Annotated in this window: 20 protein-coding genes; 14 read left to right on the top strand and 6 right to left on the bottom strand. The window is 39.2% G+C overall.

Features of this window, described 5'->3' with window-relative positions:
• The first annotated feature begins 42 nt into the window (after positions 1-42).
• Positions 43-1,398, top strand: a complete 1,356-nt coding sequence (locus tag IE199_RS11180) for a diguanylate cyclase (protein ID WP_189770367.1) — start codon at positions 43-45, stop codon at positions 1,396-1,398.
• A gap of 12 nt (positions 1,399-1,410) precedes the next feature.
• On the opposite strand, the gene yfaE is transcribed toward IE199_RS11180, so the two are convergent.
• The 5 genes from yfaE to ubiG form a co-directional block, all read right to left on the bottom strand.
• Positions 1,411-1,701 carry a class I ribonucleotide reductase maintenance protein YfaE gene (gene yfaE / locus IE199_RS11175; RefSeq protein WP_189770360.1) on the bottom strand — a complete coding sequence of 97 codons (291 nt, stop codon included), beginning with the start codon at positions 1,699-1,701 and terminating at the stop codon, positions 1,411-1,413.
• Positions 1,702-1,740: 39 nt separating this feature from the next.
• On the bottom strand, positions 1,741-2,871 hold the full coding sequence (nrdB, locus tag IE199_RS11170; RefSeq protein ID WP_189770358.1) for a class Ia ribonucleoside-diphosphate reductase subunit beta: 1,131 nt from the start codon (positions 2,869-2,871) through the stop codon (positions 1,741-1,743).
• Positions 2,872-3,000: 129 nt separating this feature from the next.
• A complete protein-coding gene (gene nrdA, locus IE199_RS11165) occupies positions 3,001-5,271 on the bottom strand; it encodes a class 1a ribonucleoside-diphosphate reductase subunit alpha (RefSeq protein ID WP_189770350.1) in 2,271 nt (756 codons plus the stop codon).
• 388 nt (positions 5,272-5,659) lie between these two features.
• Positions 5,660-6,319, bottom strand: a complete 660-nt coding sequence (locus IE199_RS11160) for an HAD family hydrolase (RefSeq protein ID WP_189770348.1) — start codon at positions 6,317-6,319, stop codon at positions 5,660-5,662.
• Between the two features lie 3 nt (positions 6,320-6,322).
• On the bottom strand, positions 6,323-7,033 hold the full coding sequence (ubiG, locus tag IE199_RS11155; protein WP_189770346.1) for a bifunctional 2-polyprenyl-6-hydroxyphenol methylase/3-demethylubiquinol 3-O-methyltransferase UbiG: 711 nt from the start codon (positions 7,031-7,033) through the stop codon (positions 6,323-6,325).
• A gap of 142 nt (positions 7,034-7,175) precedes the next feature.
• Here ubiG and IE199_RS11150 point away from each other — a divergent pair, with 142 nt between their 5' ends.
• From IE199_RS11150 to pyrF, 10 genes are all read left to right on the top strand, one after another.
• Entirely contained in the window at positions 7,176-7,703 is a 528-nt protein-coding gene (locus IE199_RS11150) for an Mpo1 family 2-hydroxy fatty acid dioxygenase (RefSeq protein WP_189770344.1), read from the top strand.
• Between the two features lie 317 nt (positions 7,704-8,020).
• Positions 8,021-10,729, top strand: a complete 2,709-nt coding sequence (gene gyrA / locus IE199_RS11145; RefSeq protein ID WP_189770342.1) for a DNA topoisomerase (ATP-hydrolyzing) subunit A — start codon at positions 8,021-8,023, stop codon at positions 10,727-10,729.
• Between the two features lie 75 nt (positions 10,730-10,804).
• A complete protein-coding gene (gene serC / locus IE199_RS11140) occupies positions 10,805-11,890 on the top strand; it encodes a 3-phosphoserine/phosphohydroxythreonine transaminase (RefSeq protein ID WP_189770340.1) in 1,086 nt (361 codons plus the stop codon).
• Entirely contained in the window at positions 11,891-13,171 is a 1,281-nt protein-coding gene (gene aroA / locus IE199_RS11135; protein WP_189770338.1) for a 3-phosphoshikimate 1-carboxyvinyltransferase, read from the top strand.
• 85 nt (positions 13,172-13,256) lie between these two features.
• Positions 13,257-13,955 (top strand): (d)CMP kinase, encoded by a 699-nt coding sequence (gene cmk / locus IE199_RS11130; protein WP_189770336.1) that lies wholly within the window; start codon positions 13,257-13,259, stop codon positions 13,953-13,955.
• 112 nt (positions 13,956-14,067) lie between these two features.
• Positions 14,068-15,729, top strand: coding sequence for a 30S ribosomal protein S1 (gene rpsA / locus IE199_RS11125; RefSeq protein ID WP_189770334.1), 1,662 nt, complete (start codon positions 14,068-14,070; stop codon positions 15,727-15,729).
• 76 nt (positions 15,730-15,805) lie between these two features.
• Positions 15,806-16,093, top strand: a complete 288-nt coding sequence (gene ihfB / locus IE199_RS11120; protein WP_189770333.1) for an integration host factor subunit beta — start codon at positions 15,806-15,808, stop codon at positions 16,091-16,093.
• A gap of 84 nt (positions 16,094-16,177) precedes the next feature.
• Complete coding sequence (locus tag IE199_RS11115; protein WP_189770331.1) at positions 16,178-16,420, top strand: lipopolysaccharide assembly protein LapA domain-containing protein; 243 nt, start codon at positions 16,178-16,180, stop codon at positions 16,418-16,420.
• A gap of 10 nt (positions 16,421-16,430) precedes the next feature.
• The gene (gene lapB, locus IE199_RS11110) at positions 16,431-17,600 is read left to right on the top strand and encodes a lipopolysaccharide assembly protein LapB (protein ID WP_189770329.1); all 1,170 of its coding nucleotides are present in this window, start codon (positions 16,431-16,433) and stop codon (positions 17,598-17,600) included.
• Between the two features lie 173 nt (positions 17,601-17,773).
• Positions 17,774-18,469 carry an orotidine-5'-phosphate decarboxylase gene (pyrF, locus tag IE199_RS11105; protein WP_189770327.1) on the top strand — a complete coding sequence of 232 codons (696 nt, stop codon included), beginning with the start codon at positions 17,774-17,776 and terminating at the stop codon, positions 18,467-18,469.
• Positions 18,470-18,496: 27 nt separating this feature from the next.
• On the opposite strand, the gene IE199_RS11100 is transcribed toward pyrF, so the two are convergent.
• Positions 18,497-19,093: a Maf family protein gene (locus tag IE199_RS11100; protein WP_189770325.1), complete on the bottom strand. Its 597-nt coding sequence runs from the start codon at positions 19,091-19,093 to the stop codon at positions 18,497-18,499.
• 118 nt (positions 19,094-19,211) lie between these two features.
• Between IE199_RS11100 and yceD the strand changes: the two genes are divergently transcribed.
• From yceD to plsX, 3 genes are read left to right on the top strand one after another with little or no spacing between them, the layout of a single operon-like run.
• A complete protein-coding gene (gene yceD / locus IE199_RS11095) occupies positions 19,212-19,724 on the top strand; it encodes a 23S rRNA accumulation protein YceD (RefSeq protein ID WP_189770323.1) in 513 nt (170 codons plus the stop codon).
• Positions 19,725-19,748: 24 nt separating this feature from the next.
• Positions 19,749-19,919 carry a 50S ribosomal protein L32 gene (gene rpmF, locus IE199_RS11090; RefSeq protein WP_189770321.1) on the top strand — a complete coding sequence of 57 codons (171 nt, stop codon included), beginning with the start codon at positions 19,749-19,751 and terminating at the stop codon, positions 19,917-19,919.
• A 13-nt stretch (positions 19,920-19,932) separates the two neighbouring features.
• Positions 19,933-20,967: a phosphate acyltransferase PlsX gene (gene plsX / locus IE199_RS11085; RefSeq protein WP_189770319.1), complete on the top strand. Its 1,035-nt coding sequence runs from the start codon at positions 19,933-19,935 to the stop codon at positions 20,965-20,967.
• Positions 20,968-21,014 lie beyond the last annotated feature (47 nt).

Here is a 21,014-nt window from a genome sequence, read left to right as displayed (position 1 = left end):
ATGAGGCAACCTTTAACATGCGACATAGTAAAATAAGGCGTGATGATGAAAGGACACGGTTTAGATAAAGCAGCAAATTACACCATATTAGCGGTTGATGACGCAAAAGACAGTTTAATGTTACTTGAGTTTGATTTAGCAGAGTCGGGCTATCGTGTTATTACGGCAGAATCTGGAGAGCTTGCACTTGAGATCATAAAAGAAACTGACGTAAGTTTGGTATTACTTGATATTCATATGCCTGGTATCTCGGGTATCGATACACTAAAACGAATGCAACAAGAACAGGCTATGCAAAATGTTCCTGTAATTATGTTGTCAGCGTCCGGTGAAGAAGACGCTATTGTAACTGCCTTAGAGCTTGGCGCGGATGATTACATTACAAAACCCTATATTCCCAAAGTATTGCTAGCGCGTATAAACAATGCCTTGCGTTATATGGAAAAAACCAAACTTTTGGAACTGCTTGCCAAAACAGACAGCTTAACAGGTTTAAATAACCGAGGCGCTTTTCAAGAGCTTTCTAACGCATGTATTAATCAAGCGCAAAGAGAAAACAATGTTATTTCATTTGCCATGCTCGATATTGATTTTTTCAAGAATGTTAATGATAAATATGGTCATGATGTAGGAGACAAAGCTCTCGTTGAGTTTGCAGCAATACTGAAAAAAACATTCCGCTGTTATGATGTGATTGGTCGTGTCGGTGGGGAAGAGTTTGCCGTGTGTATGCCCAACACCACCATTGATGAAGCTTATTTAGCTTGTGAGCGCTGCAGAGCAACTGTTGAGTCTCGTATAATTCAAGTTGATAAGGACGATAAAACGATTGAGTTTAATATAACCGCAAGTATTGGTATTACGTCAAGTGTCGGTAAAAGTATCCATTATGACGAATTAGTAAAAAATGCTGACAGCGCCTTGTATCAAGCTAAACGCAACGGACGAAACCAAACGATGTTAGATGGCACCGTTGAACCGTCTGATGAATTAGACACAGCTGATGTAATGATCGTTGAATCTCAAAATATGGAAAAAACAATGGTTGAAACGAACAGTTATCCTGGTATTGATTACCAAATTGGTGTTAATAACGTTTTGGGTGATGACAACTTATTTCAAGAAATATTGATAATGTTTTATCAAGATCACGGTGACGATGGTCGCAAAATAGCTCTGGCCATATCAAACGGCTCCTATAACGATTTAAAAAATTTGATTCATACACTTAAAGGTGTTGCTTGTTCAATTGGCGCTATGACGTTGTTTGAACATTGTAAAGCATTAGATATTGCTATCAATGAATCCAATAGCGCAATGTATGAGGGTTTATTTCAACCTGTTGATGTGGCGTTATCAGAAGTTATCGCCGGAATCAAAGAGAGATTAATTAACTAACTCCATAAACAGTTATTCTACTGTAATATCAATATTGGTAATTGGAATACAGCAGCAAGGCAATATTTCATCATCACCTACAAAGGCTAAAGGTTCACCTTGAGGGTAGAGTACTTGGCCTTTATTTAATTTCACTCGGCATGCACCACAAAAGCCATCTCGGCAATGATAATGGACTTCTATATCGTTTTTTTCTAAGCAGTTTAACAGTGTTTTGTCTTGCTGTTGGAAACAAACCGTTTTACCGTTTGCTGTGACTTCGGGGCTGTTTTTATCAGCTGAGGGAGAGGTTGCATCAACCATAAGTTACTCTGATTGATGCGCTTTTAACGTAGTCATGATTTATAAGTCAAAACCACCAAAATCATCACTTGAGACTGAAGAGTCAACTTGACCCACAAGATAGCTAGAAATTTCAGTTTCTTGTGGAGCCACTTGTACGTTGTCACTCACTAAATATGCATTCATCCAAGGAAGAGGGTTACTCTTGATTGAAAACGGCATATCGTAGCCTATAGCATGTAAACGTTGATTACTTATGTACTCAATATACTGATTTAATATTTGAGCATTCAAGCCAATCATTGAGCCGTCTTTAAACAAATACTGTGCCCATTCTTTTTCTTGCTCAACAACGTCTAAGAATATTTGCAGACCTTCACCTTTAAGTTCTTCTGCTATTTCTTTCATTTCAGGGTCATCTTTACCAGAAAACCAGTTGTTTAAAATATGTTGAGTGCCAGTTAAGTGCAATGCCTCGTCACGAGCAATAAGCTTGATAATTTTTGCGTTACCTTCAAGTAATTCTCGTTCTGCAAATGCAAAAGAGCAAGCGAAACTAACGTAGAAGCGGATGGCTTCTAATGCGTTGGTAGAACAAATTGATAAGAATAAACGCTCTTTAAGTTTACGCTGTGTAACTTCAAACGTTCTACCTTCAACTTCATATGTGCCTTCACCTTGTGACTGCATTAGTTGTGTTGTCAAAATCACATCATCAAAATATTTAGAAATACTAGATGCTCTTTTTAATATAGCAGGGTTAACAACGATATCGTCAAATACTTCACTTGGATCGGTGAACAAGTTGCGAAGAATATGAGTGTACGAGCGTGAGTGAATCGTTTCACTAAAAGCCCAAGTTTCTATCCAAGTTTCTAATTCAGGTAATGAGACAATAGGTAGTAAAACTGCATTCACTGATCGTGCAGCAACACTATCTAATAGTGTTTGATATTTTAAGTTTGAAATAAAAATATGCTTTTCTGAATCAGTCAAACCTTGCCAGTCAGCACGGTCACGCGACACGTCAATTTCTTCTGGGCGCCAGAAAAACGAAAGTTGCTTTTCAATTAACTTTTCGAACGCAGTGTAACGTTGTTGATCATAACGAGCGACATTAACACTATTTCCTAAAAACATAGGCTCAAGAAGAGGGTTATTAGGAACTTGGTTAAATGTACTATAGGTCATGTAATGCTCCTTGAATTAGCGCTAATGTATATACGAAACAATTAGACTAATTCGATCTTTATCTTTTTATGAAGGTTTAACAAATAGGGTAAATTAACGCCTTGTTACATCGACAAGGCGTTTAATAGTTTAAATCTTACAAGCTCCGCCTGCACAATCATCATCTTCTTTAATTTGACTGTCATCAGCACCGTCGCGTGTATTGTGGTAATACAAGGTTTTCACACCTAGCTTATACGCGGTTAACATATCTTTGATGATTTGTTTAACTGGTACTTTACCACCTTCGTATTTAGACGGATCATAATTTGTGTTTGCAGAAATTGTTTGGTCGATAAACTTCTGCATAATACCAACAAGCTGAAGATAACCTTCATTATCTGGAATGTTCCATAACAGCTCATAATTATCTTTTAGTGTTGCGTATTCAGGCACAACCTGCTTAAGAATACCGTCTTTACTCGCTTTAATGCTAATGAGTCCTCGTGGAGGCTCAATACCATTAGTGGCATTTGAAATTTGTGAAGACGTTTCTGATGGCATTAATGCTGAAACTGTAGAGTTTCTCACACCATATTTTTTGATGCTCTCACGAAGCGCTTCCCAATCTAAATGAAGAGGTTCACCTGTAATGTTGTCAACATCTTTCTTATAAGTGTCGATCGGTAAAATACCTTGAGACAAACGAGTTTCATTAAATTTAGGGCATGCGCCTTGTTCTTTTGCTAACAAGTTAGACGCCTTCAATAAATAATACTGGATGGCTTCAAAAGTTCTGTGTGTCAGGTTGTTTGCACTACCGTTCGAATAATAAACGCCATTTTTGGCTAAGTAGTAAGCATAGTTGATTACTCCAATACCTAAAGTGCGGCGACCCATGGTTGCATTGTATGCCGCGGGCACTGGGTAATCTTGATAGTCTAATAAACTATCTAAAGCTCTTACCGCTAAATCAGCTAAACCTTCTAATTCATCTAAGCTTTCAATCGCACCTAAGTTAAATGCAGATAAGGTACATAAAGCGATTTCACCATTTGGATCATTAATATCGTTTAATGGCTTAGTAGGTAACGCAATTTCTAAACATAAATTACTTTGTCTGATCGGTGCATATTCAGGGTTGAACGGGCTGTGCGTGTTGCAGTGATCAACGTTTTGTAAATAAATACGGCCAGTACTAGCACGTTCTTGAGCAAACAAGCTGAATAACTCAATCGCTTGGATACGCTTTTTACGAATGTTTTCATCTGCTTCGTATTGAAGGTAAAGTTGCTCAAACTTTTGCTGATCTTCAAAGAACGCATTGTATAAACCAGGTACGTCACTTGGGCTAAACAAGGTAATGTGTTCACCTTTAATCAAGCGCTGATACATCAGTTTGTTAAATTGCACACCATAATCTAAATGGCGAACGCGGTTTTCTTCAACACCACGGTTGTTTTTTAGTACTAATAAGCTTTCAACTTCCAAGTGCCATAATGGATAGAATAGGGTAGCCGCGCCACCACGCACACCACCTTGTGAACAGCTTTTTACCGCTGTTTGGAAGTGCTTGTAAAACGGAATACATCCTGTGTGGAATGCTTCACCATTTCTAATCGCGCTGCCTAGTGCACGGATATTACCAGCGTTAATGCCAATACCTGCACGTTGAGATACGTATTTAACAATGGCACTAGAAGAGGCGTTGATAGAGTCTAAGCTGTCGTCACATTCAATTAACACACATGAAGAAAACTGGCGTGTAGGTGTTCTTACACCAGCCATTATCGGTGTTGGTAGTGAGATTTTGAAGGTAGAAATTGCATTGTAAAAACCTTCAATATAACTTAAACGTTCATCTTTTGGATATTTAGCAAACAAACATGCCGCTACCAAAATATACAAAAATTGCGCGCTCTCATAAATTTCACCAGTGACACGATTTTGAACTAGATATTTACCTTCTAGTTGTTTTACAGCAGCGTAGCTGAAGTTTAAATCGCGTCTATGATCAATAAATTGATCCATTTGTTCGAATTCTGCTTCACTGTAATCCGCTAGTAAGTGCTGATCATAGCGCCCAGACTCAACCAACTTAACAACATGTTGATATAGTTTAGGTGGCTCAAATTGGCCGTAAGCTTTTTTTCTTAAGTGGAATATCGCAAGTCGGGCTGCTAAATACTGATAATCTGGAGTTTCCTCAGAAATAAGATCAGCAGCAGCTTTAATAATGGTTTCATGAATATCAGATGTTTTAATACCATCATAAAATTGGATGTGCGACTTTAGCTCTACTTGAGAAACCGATACATTATCTAATTCTTCTGCGGCCCACGCGATAACTTTATGAATTTTCTCTAAATCGATGGGTTCTTTTTCGCCGTTACGCTTGGTTACAAAAAGGTTGTTGTTCATGAAAAACCTGTATATTTATTTTTGCTTATTTTAGTTCTTTGACTTTAATACTCCCTAGTGCTTAACAAATGGTCAATACACAATATCTAGGGGGTAAGTTCAAATCTAATCACAAGATAATGAGGTTTAGAATGCAATGCAACCCCTAAAAAAGCCATTAAAAATTTAAGGATAAATACCAAAATTTTTTTGTTAGTAGTGACTAACTGAGTAACTATTTTCGAAATTGAATTATTCAAAACGCAATCATTATTTTGTCTTTTTTTTTCCTAATAGAATTATTTTAGTTTTTATTGTTAGTTTCATATTACTAAAAGTAATATGAAAAATATAAACTAATAAAAACAATGGTATAGCTATGTTGTTTTATTTGTGAACACCTTGTTCGTTAAATAAACGACAGTATTTCCTGTGGTTTTTTACAACTAAAATCAGCCTGCCAGAGTGATAAATTTTCGTCTTCTTTTATATAACCCCATTCTGCAATTACAGTTGTCATATTGGCAGCGTTACCGGCTTCTATATCTCTGAGCGCATCTCCGACATATAAGCATTGCTCAGGTGCAATGGATATTGCCTGCGCTGCGTATAAAAGTGGTGCAGGATGAGGTTTACGCTGTGTTAGCGTATCGCCACCAACCATGATTTGTGAAGCGGTAAACTCGTCGAAATATGGTAACAAAAGTGTCGTGAGGTATTCTGGCTTGTTGGTTACAACACCCCATGCAATATTATTTGAGTTCAAGGTTTCAAGTAATGCAGGAACACCGCCATAGAGCGAGGTTTTTTGTGCGATATTGTTTTGATAATAATCAAGAAACTGTTCTCGCAATTGATCAAAGTTAAACTTTGAGAGTTGTTCCGCAAAACCAAGCTCTAGCAAACCTTTTGCGCCGTTAGAGGCAATAGGGCGGTATGCCTCTGGTGTAACTGTTGGCAGGTTATGCTGCTCAAGTACATGATTTAATGCTGATCCTAAATCGTCAGCGGTATCAAGCAAGGTACCATCTAAATCAAACAAAACGGCTTTAATACTTTTAGACTGCATTGGCTATTCCACTTTTTGACAACAAAGAATGTAGTTAACATCAAGTGACTCAATTAACTTATGGTTTTCAGTCAGAGGATTATAGTGAATGCCTGCTGCATCGATACATTTCAATCCATATTGCTCAGCCCAGCCGATAAGTGTTGATGGGCGGATGAATTTATCATGTTCATGGGTACCGTCTGGTACAAGTTTGAAAATCTTTTCAGCTGCAAGTATTGCCAGCAAGTAGGCTTTGGTTGTTTTGTTCAACGTAGAGAAAAATACATAGCCACCAGGCTTTACCATGCTGGCACATGCTTGAACAACTGATGCAGGTTCTGGCACGTGTTCTAACATTTCCATACAGGTAACAATATCGTATTTTTCGGGGTTCTTTAACGCTTGCTGTTCAGCGGTTATTTGTTGGTAGTCCAATTTTACACCCGCTTCTAATGCATGAAGTTTTGCAACATTAAGCGGCTCTTCACCCATATCAATACCGGTTACATTGGCGCCTAACTTTGCTAGGCTTTCAGCTAGAATGCCACCGCCACAGCCCACATCAATGATATTTTTGTCAAATAAATCATGACAGTGCTGAATGATAAATTGTCTTCTGATCGGATTAATTTGATGCAAAGGTTTAAAGTCACCTTCGAGATCCCACCATGTTTGCGCGATTTTTTCGAATTTAGCTATTTCTTCGGGATTTACATTTAATGAATCGGTCATAGTATTCGAGGCTAAATAAAACAAAAGCCGCATTGTAAACGAAAAGGATCTATTTCGTTAGTCATTTTAAGTACTTTGGTTGACGAAGAGCGCGTTAAACAATAACTTAATACCTATGTATTAGTGTTTTTGTCGAGACACAATGAAATCTTTATTAGAACAATTATCTACCTACAAAAGTGTTCACTTAAATAAATCAAACGTTAAAACACATTTTGTTGGCATTCCTCTCATTATTTGGTCAATCGCTATTGTTTTGTCTATGGTAGGCTTTGAACTGTCAACAAAGCACTTCACTGTAGGCATAACCTTAATGTCGATAGTGGCCTATTGTGTCTTGCTATATTATGTAGTGTTATCAAGGCCTTTAGCTTTGATGGCTATTTTAATTTTTGGTCCTATTGTCTACAGTGCAACTTGGGTGCCTGCAACTGAATGGCCCATGGTAATAGCATTAATAGCATTTATTACGGGGTGGATATTTCAATTTATTGGTCATGCGTATGAAAAAGCAAAGCCGGCTTTTATTGACGATCTTAATCAGCTATTTATCGGGCCATTATTTTTGTTGGCAGAAATCTATTTTAAGTTTGGTGGAAACAAAACATTAGAACAACAAGTGCACCAGCTAGCGATTGAAAAGCGCCGTGCTTTTGAAAAAAATCAATAAAAACGAATGTCGTGCTTTATCTTAAAAGACAAAAAAGTATAAAAATTTAAACCATAAAAACCCAACGTTTAAATATCACTCAATTTGGGCTTTATCATTTAAGGCACGCCAATCGTCTATTTTTGCATCAAGAATAAAGCCCGACTTTTCATTGGTTTAGTTAAAATTTTATTATCATGTAATAATTCCTTGAAATAAATCTGCAACCCGCGCAAAATGGCAGGTCAAACGGTGAGATAGTAATATCGAATTTCCAATTATCATTTCGCCTTAAAATAATAATTTCCAAGATATACATTTAGGGATACTGTCGATTTATGACCGATCTGGCAAAAGAAATACTTCCTGTCAATATTGAGGACGAGCTGAAAAGTTCCTATTTAGATTACGCGATGAGTGTAATCGTAGGGCGTGCACTTCCTGATGTAAGAGACGGACTAAAGCCTGTACATCGCCGCGTACTATATGCAATGAATGTATTGGGCAACGACTATAACAAGCCTTACAAAAAGTCAGCACGTGTTGTTGGTGACGTAATCGGTAAATATCACCCACATGGTGACACGGCTGTTTACGATACTATTGTACGTTTGGCTCAACCATTCTCTATGCGATATATGCTAGTTGATGGGCAAGGTAACTTCGGTTCAGTTGACGGTGACTCTGCAGCTGCGATGCGTTATACGGAAATCCGTATGGCAAAAATTTCGCATTCAATTCTAGCTGATCTGGATAAAGAAACCGTTGATTTTGTGCCTAACTATGACGGCACAGAACATATTCCATCGGTAATGCCTACACGTATTCCAAACCTGTTAGTTAATGGTACTTCAGGTATTGCTGTTGGTATGGCAACTAACATTCCACCACATAACTTAACGGAAGTTATTGATGGTTGTTTAGCGTTAATTGATAACGACGATATTACAATCGACGAACTGATTGAATATATTCCGGGTCCAGACTTTCCAACGGCCGGTATTATTAGTGGCCGAGCAGGTATATTAGAAGCCTACAAAACCGGTCGTGGTAAAATCAATATTCGTGCAAGAGCTGAAATTGAAGTTGATGAAAAATCTGGTAAAGAAACCATTATTGTTCATGAACTACCTTACCAAGTTAACAAAGCTCGCCTGATTGAAAAAATGGCCGAATTGGTCAAAGAAAAACGTCTTGAAGGTATTTCTGCACTGCGTGATGAGTCTGACAAAGACGGTATGCGCATGGTTATTGAAATCAAGCGTGGTGAAGTTGGTGAAGTTGTATTAAACAACTTGTACAAGTTAACTCAAATGCAAGTGTCTTTTGGATTGAATATGGTTGCGTTGACTAACGGTCAACCTAAGCTATTTAACTTAAAAGAAATGCTTGAAGCCTTTGTACTTCACCGCCGTGAAGTAGTGACACGCAGAACCATCTATGAATTACGTAAAGCGAGAGATAGAGCTCATATCTTAGAAGGTTTATCTATTGCCTTAGCTAATATCGATCCTGTTATCGAGCTAGTGAAAAGCTCTGCTAACCGTAAAGAAGCAGAAGAGAAGCTTGTTGCTCAAGGTTGGGCGCTTGGTAATGTTGCTGCCATGTTGGAAACAGCAGGTACTGACGCAGCACGTCCAGAATGGCTAGAGCCTGAGTATGGTATCCGCGACGGTTTATACTACCTTACGCCTGAACAAGCTAAAGCGATTGTAGATTTACAACTTTATAAGTTATCTGGTTTAGAACACGAAAAAATTCTAAACGAGTACAAAGAGTTATTAGACATCATTGCAGAGTTATTGCACATTCTTGAAAGTCCTGCGCGATTGATGGAAGTGATTAAAGAAGAACTTGAAGCGATTCGCAATGACTTTGGCGATGAACGCCGCACGGAAATTACCAATGCATCTCATGATTTAAATCTTGAAGATTTAATTAATGAAGAAGATGTTGTTGTGACCTTGTCTAACGAGGGTTACGTTAAGTACCAAGCGTTAACTGATTATCAAGCACAACGACGTGGTGGTAAAGGTAAAGCTGCAACTAAGATGAAGGAAGAAGACTTCATTGAACGTTTATTAGTTGCTAACACTCACGATACGATATTGTGTTTCTCAAACCGCGGTAAACTTTATTGGCTGAAAGTGTATCAATTACCACTAGCTAGTAGAACGGCAAGAGGTCGTCCAATTGTTAACTTGTTGCCATTGGAAAGTGAAGAGCGCATTACGGCAATTTTACCAGTACGAGAATACGAAGAAGGCAAGTATATTGTCATGGCAACGGCTTCTGGTACGGTTAAGAAAACGCCATTAACAGCATACTCTAACCAACGTGCTAACGGTATTATTGCGTTAAACCTACGTGATGATGATACGCTAATTGGTGTTGATATTACCGATGGCACTAACGACATCATGTTGTTCTCTGACGAAGGTAAAGTTGTTCGCTTTAATGAATTGCAACGCGATAGCGAAACTGGCGAAGTAAAAATAGACCCTGAAACGGGAGAGCCAATGCAAGCGCTTCGTCCTATGGGACGTACTGCTACGGGTGTACGTGGTATTAAGCTAGAAGGCGATCAACGTGTAGTTTCATTAATCGTACCTAAGAACGATGGTGCGGTATTAACAGTTACTGAAAACGGTTACGGTAAGCGAACTGCACTAGCAGAATATCCAGCGAAGAGCCGTGCAACTAAAGGTGTTGTGTCGATCAAAGTGAGCGAGCGTAACGGTAAAGTTGTTGGAGCGGTGCAAGTTGAGGATAACGACGAAATAATGCTTATTACTGATAACGGTACGTTAGTTCGTACGCGTGTTAATGAAGTAAGTGTCATTGGTCGTAATACTCAAGGTGTTCGAATTATTCGAACCGCTGACGATGAGCATGTTGTTGCGTTACAACGCATTGACGAGGTTGAAGAAACCGAAGAATTCATCGAAGGTGAAGAGGGCGAGCCTACTGAACCCGCTGCGATAGCAGAGCAAAGTGTTGAGTCAAGTGAAGATGAAAGTGAACTCAGCACCGGTGATGAAGAATAATCACCGCAAGTGTTTAGCAAAATAGGCGGTATTTACCGCCTATTTTTTTTGATTAAATTTGAGGGTAATTTTAGCATGTCTGTTGTTTATAATTTTTGTGCTGGCCCTGCCATGTTGCCAACTCCTGTAATGGCAAAAGCGCAGCAAGAGTTTATTAATTGGCAAAATACCGGCTGTTCGGTTATGGAGCTAAGCCATAGAAGTAAAGAGTTTATGGCCTTAACTGCCAAGGCTGAAGAGAGGCTTCGTCAATTGATGCACATTCCTGACAACTATAAAGTTTTATTTTGCCATGGTGGCGGAAGAGGGCAGTTTTCAGCAGTACCATTGAATTTATTACCGCAAGGTCAGCATGCCGATTATGTTGTTACAGGCTCTTGGTCTGAGGCAGCCGCTAAGGAAGCAGCTAATTTTGGTAAAATTAATGTTATCAATGCTATTGATGAAAGCGAAGGAATAAAATCGGTCAAGCCTTTTAATGAATGGCAGGTCTCAAGTGATGCAGCCTATGTGCATTATTGCCCTAATGAAACTGTTGATGGTATCGAAATTTTTGATATTCCCGAGTTTGATGGAGTGCCGATAGTCGCTGATATGTCTTCAACTATCTTATCTCATCATATTGATGTGACAAAATTTGGCTTAATATACGCGGGCGCACAAAAAAACATTGGTCCTTCAGGCTTAACAATCGTAATTGTTCGGGAAGACTTGCTAGGTAAAGCCCGAGTTGATACCCCGTGTATCATGAACTATAAGACCGCTGCAGATAACGATTCTATGTACAACACGCCGCCAACATATGCTTGGTATTTAGCAGGTTTAGTGTTTGAGTGGTTAGAATCAATTGGCGGTGTATCTGCAGTTGAAAAAGTCAATGCTGATAAAGCGGCATTAATTTACCAATATGTCGATAACAGCTCGTTTTATCTTAACAACATCGACTCGCAATTTAGAAGCCGAATGAACGTGCCTTTTTGGTTGGCGGATGAATCACTCAATGACGCCTTTTTAGAGCAAGCTGAAGCTGAAGGGTTGGTAGCGTTAAAAGGCCACCGTATTGTAGGTGGTATGCGCGCTAGCATTTACAATGCGATGCCTTTTGAAGGTGTTCAAAAACTGGTCGCATTTATGAAAAAATTTGAAGAAGGTAATCGCTAAATGGAGCAACTTACGCTTAATCCAATTAAAAAAATCAACGGTGAAGTTTTTTTGCCGGGATCTAAAAGTTTGTCAAATAGAGCGTTGTTAATCGCAGCACTTGCTCATGGTACAACCAAAATAACAAACTTGTTGGTCAGTGATGATATTAAACACATGTTAAATGCACTTAAACTTTTAGGGGTAGAATACCGTTTAAGTGAGTGTGGTACAGAATGTGAAGTTACTGGCGTTAATGGATTTTTTTCAACAAAAGAACCGGTAGAACTATACCTTGGTAATGCTGGCACCGCGATGAGACCTTTATGTGCTGCTTTGGCCGCTAGTGATGGCGAATTTGTTCTAACGGGCGAACCTCGAATGAAAGAAAGACCAATTGGTCATTTAGTCGATGCATTAGCTCAATTGAGTGCTGATATTCAATACTTAGAAACTCCAGAATATCCGCCAGTAAAAATAACTGGTAAAGCTTTAGCTGGTGACAAAGTGTCTATTGATGGTTCTATTTCTAGTCAGTTCTTGACGGCCATTTTGATGATCACACCGCTACTTGGCAACGATACTGAAATTCATATCGACGGTGAGTTAGTGTCTAAGCCATACATAGATATTACTTTAAATATCATGGAACGTTTTGGTGTTTACGTTGAAAACAATAATTACCAATCGTTTAACGTTAAAGGCGGTCAATCATATCAAGCCGTTGAACGTTACATGGTTGAAGGTGATGCTTCATCTGCGTCTTATTTTTTAGCCGCAGGTGCTATTAAAGGCGGTGAGATAACTGTTCACGGTGTAGGTAAGCTCAGTGTTCAAGGTGATAAACATTTTGCAGATGTTCTAGAAAAAATGGGTGCAGAGGTTATATGGCATGATGAGTCAATAACAGTGATTGGTAAACCGTTAACTGCCGTAGATATGGACATGAACCATATTCCAGATGCAGCGATGACGATAGCCACTACAGCGTTGTTTGCTAAAGGTACGACTAGTATCAGAAATATCTATAACTGGCGTGTTAAAGAAACAGACAGATTAGCAGCAATGGCAACTGAGCTAAGAAAAGTAGGCGCGGAAGTTATTGAGGGTGAAGACTTCATCACAGTTACACCACCAAGTGAAATAGTACATGCAGAAATCGATACTTATAACGATCATCGTGTAGCTATGTGTTTTTCGTTAGTGGCTCTAAGTGACACTCCAGTTACCATTAACGACCCTAAATGCACAGCAAAAACGTTCCCGGATTACTTTGACAAACTTGAACAAGTTTCATGCTAATACGTGAACAAAATAAATTTTTACGCGATTTTGCCAGACAAATCCCTTATAATGCCGCCGATTTTCGACTAAAGGAGATAAATGTATGCAGCAAAACGCTCCAGTGATCACGATTGACGGTCCCAGTGGTGCTGGTAAAGGAACTGCAGCGCGTTTAGTAGCTGAGCGCTTAGGGTGGCATTTATTAGATAGTGGTGCGATATACCGAGTATTGGCTGTGGCCACTGAATATCACCACATTGCTACTGACGATGAAGAAGCGTTAATCCCTATCGCGGCACATTTAGATGTACAGTTTAATATTAGCAGTGAAGGCAACAGTAAAGTCATCTTAGAAGGTGAAGACGTCACCGATACTATACGTACAGAAGAGATTGGCGCTATTGCATCACAAGTTGCGGCCTTTCCTCGAGTTCGTGAAGCACTGTTGAGACGCCAGCGAGCATTTAGGCTTGCACCTGGACTTGTCGCAGATGGCCGAGACATGGGCACCGTTGTGTTTGTTGATGCACCAGTGAAAGTATTTTTAACCGCGACAGCTGAAGAACGTGCACATCGCCGATATAATCAGTTGAAAGCGAAGGGCTATGATGTTAAAATCGGGCGCCTTTTGGACGACATACGTCAAAGAGATGAGCGAGATCAAAACAGAACAGTTGCTCCGCTTGTGCCTGCAGAAGGTGCGTTAACTATTGATTCTACTGAACTTTCTATTGATGAAGTGGTCAGTCAGATTCTTGCATTTGCCAATGAAAAAATAACAAATGCCTCAGGTGCTAAATAGTATTTAGTACCTAAAAACTTAGATGCCTTGAAGTACGGATGCTGGAGGCTTTATTAATAACCCCATGACACATGCAAGTGGATTGGATAACTTTAGAGTTCATATACATAACATGACTGAAAATTTTGCACAACTTTTTGAAGAAAGTTTAAAAGAAATCGAAACACGCCCTGGTTCAATCATCAAGGGTACTGTCGTAGCAATCAGCAAAGACAACGTTTTAGTTGATGCTGGCCTTAAATCTGAATCTGTTATCTCAATTGACCAATTCAAAAACTCAGCTGGTGAAGTTGAAATCAATGTTGGTGACGAAATTGATGTAGCACTAGATGCAACAGATGACGGTTTCGGTGAAACTGTACTTTCTCGTGAAAAAGCAAAACGTCACGAAGCTTGGCAAGTTCTTGAAAAAGCTTACGAAGAAAAAGAAACTGTTATCGGTGTTATTAACGGTAAAGTTAAAGGTGGTTTCACGGTTGAAGTTAGCAACATTCGTGCTTTCTTACCGGGTTCATTAGTAGACGTTCGCCCAGTTCGCGACACTGCTCACCTTGAAGGTAAAGATTTAGAATTCAAAGTTATTAAGCTTGATCAAAAGCGTAATAACGTTGTTGTTTCTCGTCGTGCTGTTATCGAATCAGAAAGCAGCGTAGAACGTGATGCACTTCTTGAGTCTCTAGCTGAAGGCATGGAAGTTAAAGGTATCGTTAAGAACCTTACTGACTACGGTGCATTCGTAGACTTAGGTGGTATCGATGGTCTTCTACACATCACAGATATGGCTTGGAAGCGTGTTAAACACCCAAGTGAAATCGTAAATGTTGGTGACGAGATCCAAGTTAAAGTATTGAAGTTTGACCGTGAACGCACTCGTGTTTCATTAGGTATGAAGCAGTTAGGCGAAGATCCATGGGTAGCTATCGCTAACCGTTACCCAGAAGGTTCTAAGCTTTCTGGTCGGGTTACAAACTTAACTGACTACGGTTGTTTTGTTGAGATCCAAGAAGGCGTTGAAGGTCTTGTTCACGTTTCTGAAATGGATTGGACAAACAAAAACATCCACCCATCTAAAGTTGTTAACTTAGGTGATACTGTTGAAGTTATGGTTCTTGAAATTGACGAAGAACGTCGTCGTATTTCTCTTGGCCTTAAGCAATGCGTTCCAAATCCATGGGAAGAGTTTGCTAAGAACTTCAGCAAAGGCGACAAAGTTTCTGGTAAGATCAAGTCAATCACTGACTTCGGTATCTTCATCGGTCTTGACGGTGGCATTGACGGTCTTGTTCACTTATCTGACATTTCTTGGAATGGCGGTGAAGAAGCTGTTCGTGAATACAAGAAAGGCGATGAGATCTCAGCTGTTGTATTACAAGTTGACCCAGAGCGCGAGCGTATCTCTTTAGGTGTTAAGCAAACTGAAGACGATCCTTTCAATATGTATCTGACAGATAACAAAAAAGGTGCTATTGTTACAGGTAAAGTAGTTGAAGTTGACGCGAAAGGTGCTAAAGTTGAATTAGCAGAAGGCGTAGAAGGTTACTTACGCGTTTCTGACATTTCACGTGACCGTATCGAAGATGCAACTACTGAATTGTCTGTTGGTGATGATGTTGAAACTAAGTTCATGGGTGTTGACCGTAAGAACCGTACTATCAGCTTATCAATCAAAGCTAAAGACCAAGCAGACGAGCGTGAAGCAATTGAAAGCCTTAACCAAACAGAAGATACTGGTTTAAGTGCTATGGCTGAAGCGTTTAAAAACGCTAAAAGCTAATTAGAGGTGGTAGGGAGAGTTTAACTCTCCTTACTTAAACCATTGTCGTGATGCTGGATGAACACTGGAGGGTCGGATGACCAAATCAGAACTCATTGAAAGATTAGCAGATAAATTAGATCACTTGTCTGCAAAAGATGTTGAATTTGCTATTAAAGAAATACTTGAAATGATGGCGCAAACCTTGTCAAAAGGTGAACGTATAGAAATTAGAGGCTTTGGTAGTTTCTCATTGCATTATCGCGCACCACGCGTTGGTAGGAACCCTAAAACTGGCGACTCAGTAGAACTTGCTGGTAAATATGTTCCACACTTCAAGCCTGGTAAGGAATTACGTGAACGTGTCAATGCGGCAATCGCGTAATAAAAAATATTTTTAAAAACGGCATGCTTTGGCATGCCGTTTTTGTTTTAATGTGCTTATTGTTTTTAAAAGGGTTAATTTTCAGTGCGCGCATATTTAACATTAGTGACAATTTTCATTTTGATCGCAATAGCGTTTATTTTTGGAAGTCAAAATAATCAGGTTATTACGCTTAACTATATGGTGGCTAAAACTGAACTGACCGTAGCGGCAGCCGTCAGTTTATTTACTAGCTTAGGGGTAATATTAGGGTTATTATTTGCATTATTGTGGAAACTGAGAGCGTCGTTCAAAAAACGCAAGCAGTTGCCTGAAGATGTAAAATAATAACGATTTTATGCTAGAACTTCTTTTTCTATTGTTACCTGTTGCCATGGGATATGGTTGGTTTATGGGGCGCAATAGCGTTAAACAAAGCCAGCACTCAGCCAAACAAGATTTATCGATTAAGTACTCGACTGGCTTAAACTATCTATTATCTAATCAACAAGATAAAGCCATTGATTACCTGCTTGAAACCTTAACACTGGAAGATGATACTGTTGAAGCGCATTTTGCTATGGCTAATCTTTTCAGAAAACGTGGTGAGTTAGACCGTGCATTAAAAGTGCATGAACACTTAGTCCGTCAAAAACATTTACCGACTAAAGCTAAACAACAAGCAGCCTTTGAACTTGGAAAAGACTTTTTAAGTGCAGGTTTGTACGATAGAGCGGAGTCAATGTTTGATAGCTTGCTAAAGTCAAAGGTATTTGGGTTAAAATCGTTAACATTCCTTTTGCAGATATACCAATCAACTAATGATTGGCAGCAAGGCATTGCGCTTAAAAAAGTCATCGTAAAAAGTAAAGATAAAAAACTGCTGCATATATTGGCTAATTTTTATTGTGAACTCGCCACTATTGCGCTTGAGAAGGATGAGTTTATCGAAGTTGTGGAGTTACTTGAAGAAGCATTGAAATGCGACCCTAATTCTTGTCGCTCTAATTGGTTACTAGCCAAAATTTATGAAAATCATCAGCAGTATAACGAAGCTTGTCAATGTTATAAGGCGATTTATGGCCAAGACTCAGAGTTTTTCCCTGATGTTATTGATCAGATGGAGAAGTGTTATTTAGCGTTAGATGCACAAGATGAGTTTGCTAGCTTTATTAAAAAAGTTTATGACGAAACGGGCGGAGCCAGTGCTTTGATTAAATATTTAGAGTATTTAGCTAAAAAACACGGGCCAATAAAAGCGCATGACTACATGTTATCTGCACTGAAAAGAAGGCCCACTATTAAAGGCTTTAAACACTTTATTAAAATGCAAATGGCTAACCAGCCAGATAACAAAGAACATGAAACGTTGGAGATGATAAAACAGCTTGTATCTGCATACATCAATGTGAAACAACGTTATAACTGCAGAACTTGTGGTTTTAATTCCAGTACACATTATTGGTCTTGCCCATCCTGTCATGATTGGGAACAGCTTAAACCTGTAAGAGGTTTAGAAGGGGAGTAACCTCCTGCTTGACCTCTCTTTTAACACTTTTCTAAATTTCGTTGCTAACAATGAGCTTGTTTCTTTCTGTTAGCTTCATTTATCAATTAATACAGCATTGTTTACTAAAGCGGTTTTTTATATTTGTGCTTTTGCTGTAAAATAGCGCGCAAGTTTACTTAAAGGATAATTCTATGAGCGATGCAAAAGTTGTTGTTGCACTAGATTTTGATAATAAAGCAGATGCCTTAGCGTTTGTTGATAGCATAGACCCAAAAGAATGTCGTCTAAAAGTAGGAAAGGAAATGTTTACCTATTTTGGACCAGAGTTTGTTAAAGAACTCGTTGCAAAAGGCTTTGACGTATTCTTAGATCTTAAATTTCATGATATCCCAAATACGGTGGCAAAAGCTGTTACAGCTGCGGCTGAATTAGGTGTTTGGATGGTTAATGTACATGCGTCAGGTGGTTTAGCTATGATGCAAAAAGCGAAAGAAGCATTATTGCCCTATGGTGATAAAGCTCCTCTACTTATCGCGGTAACGGTGTTAACTAGTATGAGTGAACAAGATTTACAAACACTCGGTATTGATAAAACACCAGCAGAACAAGTTAATTATCTAGCTAACTTAACAAAACAAGCTGGGTTGGATGGCGTGGTATGTTCTGCACAAGAAGCTAAGTTGCTAAAAGAGAGACTAGGGCAAGACTTTAAGTTAATTACTCCTGGAATTAGACCAGCTGGTAGTGCCTCTGATGATCAACAGCGTATTGTCACTCCAGAGCAGGCAGTTGCCGATGGTGTTGATTACTTAGTTATTGGTAGGCCAATTACTAAAGCCCGATCACCAATTGATGTGCTAAAAGCTATTAACTCATCAATCGCCTAAAAAAAGGAGCCATTGGCTCCTTTTTGCTTATAGATGTTTTAATGCTGATAAAACATGTAGGTGATGTTTTTCTAGTAAATGAATCAATTTGATTAATGGAAGACCAATAAGCGCGTTAGGGTCATCACCTTCGAGCTTTTCGAATAAACATATACCTAATCCCTCACTTTTAAAGCTACCAGCGCAGTTTAGAGGTTGTTCAATCTCCACGTATTGTTTTACATCGTCTACATCTAGTGTTTTAAAATGTACGTGAAAAGGTTCAACTAAAGAGTAATGCTCTGAAGAATCTGCATCGATAACACATAGGCCCGTATAAAAAGTGACGCATTTGCCACTAAAACTCATTAATTGCTTGATAGCATTTTCCTGTGTGTGTGGTTTGCCTAGAATTTTGTTTTCACATAAAGCAACTTGGTCTGAACCTATTACCAGCGCATTTTGATGTTTAGCTGCGACACTTTTTGCTTTTTCAATCGCTAAACGTTCTACCAGTTCAATGGCGGTTTCACCTTCTTTTGGCGTTTCGTCAACATCAGGCTTATCACACAGAAAAGGTAATTGTAGTTTTTCCAATATAGATCGGCGAAAAGGAGAGGTAGAACCCAAGACAAGAGATTTCATTTAAATGACTCAAAAAATAAACGGTTTCTGCTAATATAAGGTCGATATAGGTTTTTTAAATCATTTTCGATAATTTTCTTTTGACACAGGGGCTGAACGACTATATCATGCGCGCCTTATGCAGAATCTGAAACTTCCGATAACAATTGATCCATATAAAAGTGCACAGCGCCGCTTGGTCTGTGACGGGTTTTTTGAGGTGTCGGAAATGAATAGGTTGCTCGAGGCATGCGAAAGCTGCGCTCAGCAGGTTAATGTTAGTGTCAATTTTGGTGTTGACGAGCTAGGCTTAGTTGTAATAAACGGGCAGGGGTCGTTAAACGTTTCACTAGCATGTCAGCGGTGTACTGAGCCTTTTGAAACCACACTGGATTTTGAATTTTCGTTTAGCCCAGTGAAAAATCAGGATGCTGCTGAAGATTTGCCGTCATATTATGACGCAATTGAATTAGATGAAAATGGTGAAGTCGACTTGCGTGAATTAGTGGAGAACGAGCTTTTGCTTGCTATTCCGTTAATCCCAAGGCACGAACTTGAACAATGTCAGTCGCCAGCTGACAGCGTTTGGGGTCAATTGCCTGAAGAGCATGAAAAACCGAATCCATTTGACGTATTGAAAAAACTTAAGTAAACAACCGATTTTAGGAGTTAGGCAATGGCAGTTCAAAAGAGCAAAAAGTCTCGCGCTAGACGTGGCATGCGCCGTTCACATGACGCATTGACAGCAGAGAACTTATCAGTAGATCCAGTATCAGGTGAAACGCATCGTCGTCACCATGTGACAGCTGATGGTTTCTACAAAGGTGAAAAAGTAATCGCTAAATAAGCGAGAACTTCCTTTGAGCGATATTACCATCGCGATAGATGTTATGGGGGGCGATTTAGGCCCCCTTGTAACATTACCTGCAGCACTTCGCGCCATAAACAAATCTGCTAGCCTCAAGCTGATTTTATGTGGTGACCAATCTTCTATATCAAAATTTCTTCAAGACAAGCAACAGCTTGACCATCCTCGTATTTCTATCGAACCTACAACTGATGTGGTTTCTATGGATGAAAAACCAAGTGTCGCTTTAAGAAACAAGAAAAATTCATCTATGCGTCGAGCATTAGATCTTGTGCAGGCTGGACAAGCCGACGCATGCGTTAGCGCTGGAAATACAGGCGCACTGTTTGCGACTGCACATTTTGTACTTAAAACACTTCCCGGTGTTGAACGTCCTGCGCTGATTTCTTCTTTACCTACACACGATAAAAACAAACACGTATTTATGCTGGACTTGGGGGCCAATGTTTTTTGTGACTCAAATGTCTTGTACCAGTTTGGTGTGATGGGATCGGTAATGGCTGAACAGGTCGACGCAATAGAACGCCCCAGAGTGGCTTTATTGAACATGGGTGAAGAAGACATAAAAGGAAGTGATCATATTAAGATGGCGGCAACACATCTTGCAGAAAACCCGGAGGTTAATTACATAGGGTTTATTGAAGGGAATGATATTTTTACCAATAAAGCAGATGTGATTGTTTGTGATGGCTTTGTTGGTAATGTCGCGTTAAAAACCTGCGAAGGCGTTGCACGCTTAGTATACAAACGAATGAAAGAAGTGCTGTCTCGACACTTTTTTGCCCGAATATTCGGCAGAATTTTGTATCCTTCTTTAAAAAAGCTATTTAAACCCTTGAACCCCGACCAGTATAACGGCGCAAGTTTGATAGGATTGCGCGGTATTGTGATCAAGAGTCACGGTAATGCTGGCATTAGCGCTTTTACCAATGCAATTTTTGAAGCAGCAAAAGAAGTTGAACGTCAAGTACCAGAAAAAATAACAAAAAAACTTGAACAAGGGTTAAGTGGCACCCACTTAAGTTAAAAACAATAGACAGTGTTATACAAGAGTATAAAACACTTAAAATAGGT

Source organism: Thalassotalea marina (genome assembly GCF_014656435.1).
Lineage (GTDB): Bacteria > Pseudomonadota > Gammaproteobacteria > Enterobacterales > Alteromonadaceae > Thalassotalea_C > Thalassotalea_C marina.
Note: the sequence above shows the minus strand (reverse complement) of the source record. Positions and strands in the feature narration are given on the sequence as shown.

What these genes read in the sequence shown, in the direction of transcription:
- IE199_RS11160 (WP_189770348.1), bottom strand. Translation starts at nt 6,319, where the DNA reads ATGCAGTCTAAAAGTATTAAAGCCGTTTTGTTTGATTTAGATGGTACC.
- ubiG (WP_189770346.1), bottom strand. Translation starts at nt 7,033, where the DNA reads ATGACCGATTCATTAAATGTAAATCCCGAAGAAATAGCTAAATTCGAA.
- IE199_RS11100 (WP_189770325.1), bottom strand. Translation starts at nt 19,093, where the DNA reads ATGAAATCTCTTGTCTTGGGTTCTACCTCTCCTTTTCGCCGATCTATA.
- cmk (WP_189770336.1), top strand. Translation starts at nt 13,257, where the DNA reads ATGCAGCAAAACGCTCCAGTGATCACGATTGACGGTCCCAGTGGTGCT.
- yfaE (WP_189770360.1), bottom strand. Translation starts at nt 1,701, where the DNA reads ATGGTTGATGCAACCTCTCCCTCAGCTGATAAAAACAGCCCCGAAGTC.
- IE199_RS11180 (WP_189770367.1), top strand. Translation starts at nt 43, where the DNA reads ATGATGAAAGGACACGGTTTAGATAAAGCAGCAAATTACACCATATTA.
- yceD (WP_189770323.1), top strand. Translation starts at nt 19,212, where the DNA reads ATGCAGAATCTGAAACTTCCGATAACAATTGATCCATATAAAAGTGCA.
- rpmF (WP_189770321.1), top strand. Translation starts at nt 19,749, where the DNA reads ATGGCAGTTCAAAAGAGCAAAAAGTCTCGCGCTAGACGTGGCATGCGC.
- IE199_RS11150 (WP_189770344.1), top strand. Translation starts at nt 7,176, where the DNA reads ATGAAATCTTTATTAGAACAATTATCTACCTACAAAAGTGTTCACTTA.
- aroA (WP_189770338.1), top strand. Translation starts at nt 11,891, where the DNA reads ATGGAGCAACTTACGCTTAATCCAATTAAAAAAATCAACGGTGAAGTT.
- nrdB (WP_189770358.1), bottom strand. Translation starts at nt 2,871, where the DNA reads ATGACCTATAGTACATTTAACCAAGTTCCTAATAACCCTCTTCTTGAG.
- gyrA (WP_189770342.1), top strand. Translation starts at nt 8,021, where the DNA reads ATGACCGATCTGGCAAAAGAAATACTTCCTGTCAATATTGAGGACGAG.
- lapB (WP_189770329.1), top strand. Translation starts at nt 16,431, where the DNA reads ATGCTAGAACTTCTTTTTCTATTGTTACCTGTTGCCATGGGATATGGT.
- ihfB (WP_189770333.1), top strand. Translation starts at nt 15,806, where the DNA reads ATGACCAAATCAGAACTCATTGAAAGATTAGCAGATAAATTAGATCAC.
- pyrF (WP_189770327.1), top strand. Translation starts at nt 17,774, where the DNA reads ATGAGCGATGCAAAAGTTGTTGTTGCACTAGATTTTGATAATAAAGCA.
- serC (WP_189770340.1), top strand. Translation starts at nt 10,805, where the DNA reads ATGTCTGTTGTTTATAATTTTTGTGCTGGCCCTGCCATGTTGCCAACT.
- rpsA (WP_189770334.1), top strand. Translation starts at nt 14,068, where the DNA reads ATGACTGAAAATTTTGCACAACTTTTTGAAGAAAGTTTAAAAGAAATC.
- nrdA (WP_189770350.1), bottom strand. Translation starts at nt 5,271, where the DNA reads ATGAACAACAACCTTTTTGTAACCAAGCGTAACGGCGAAAAAGAACCC.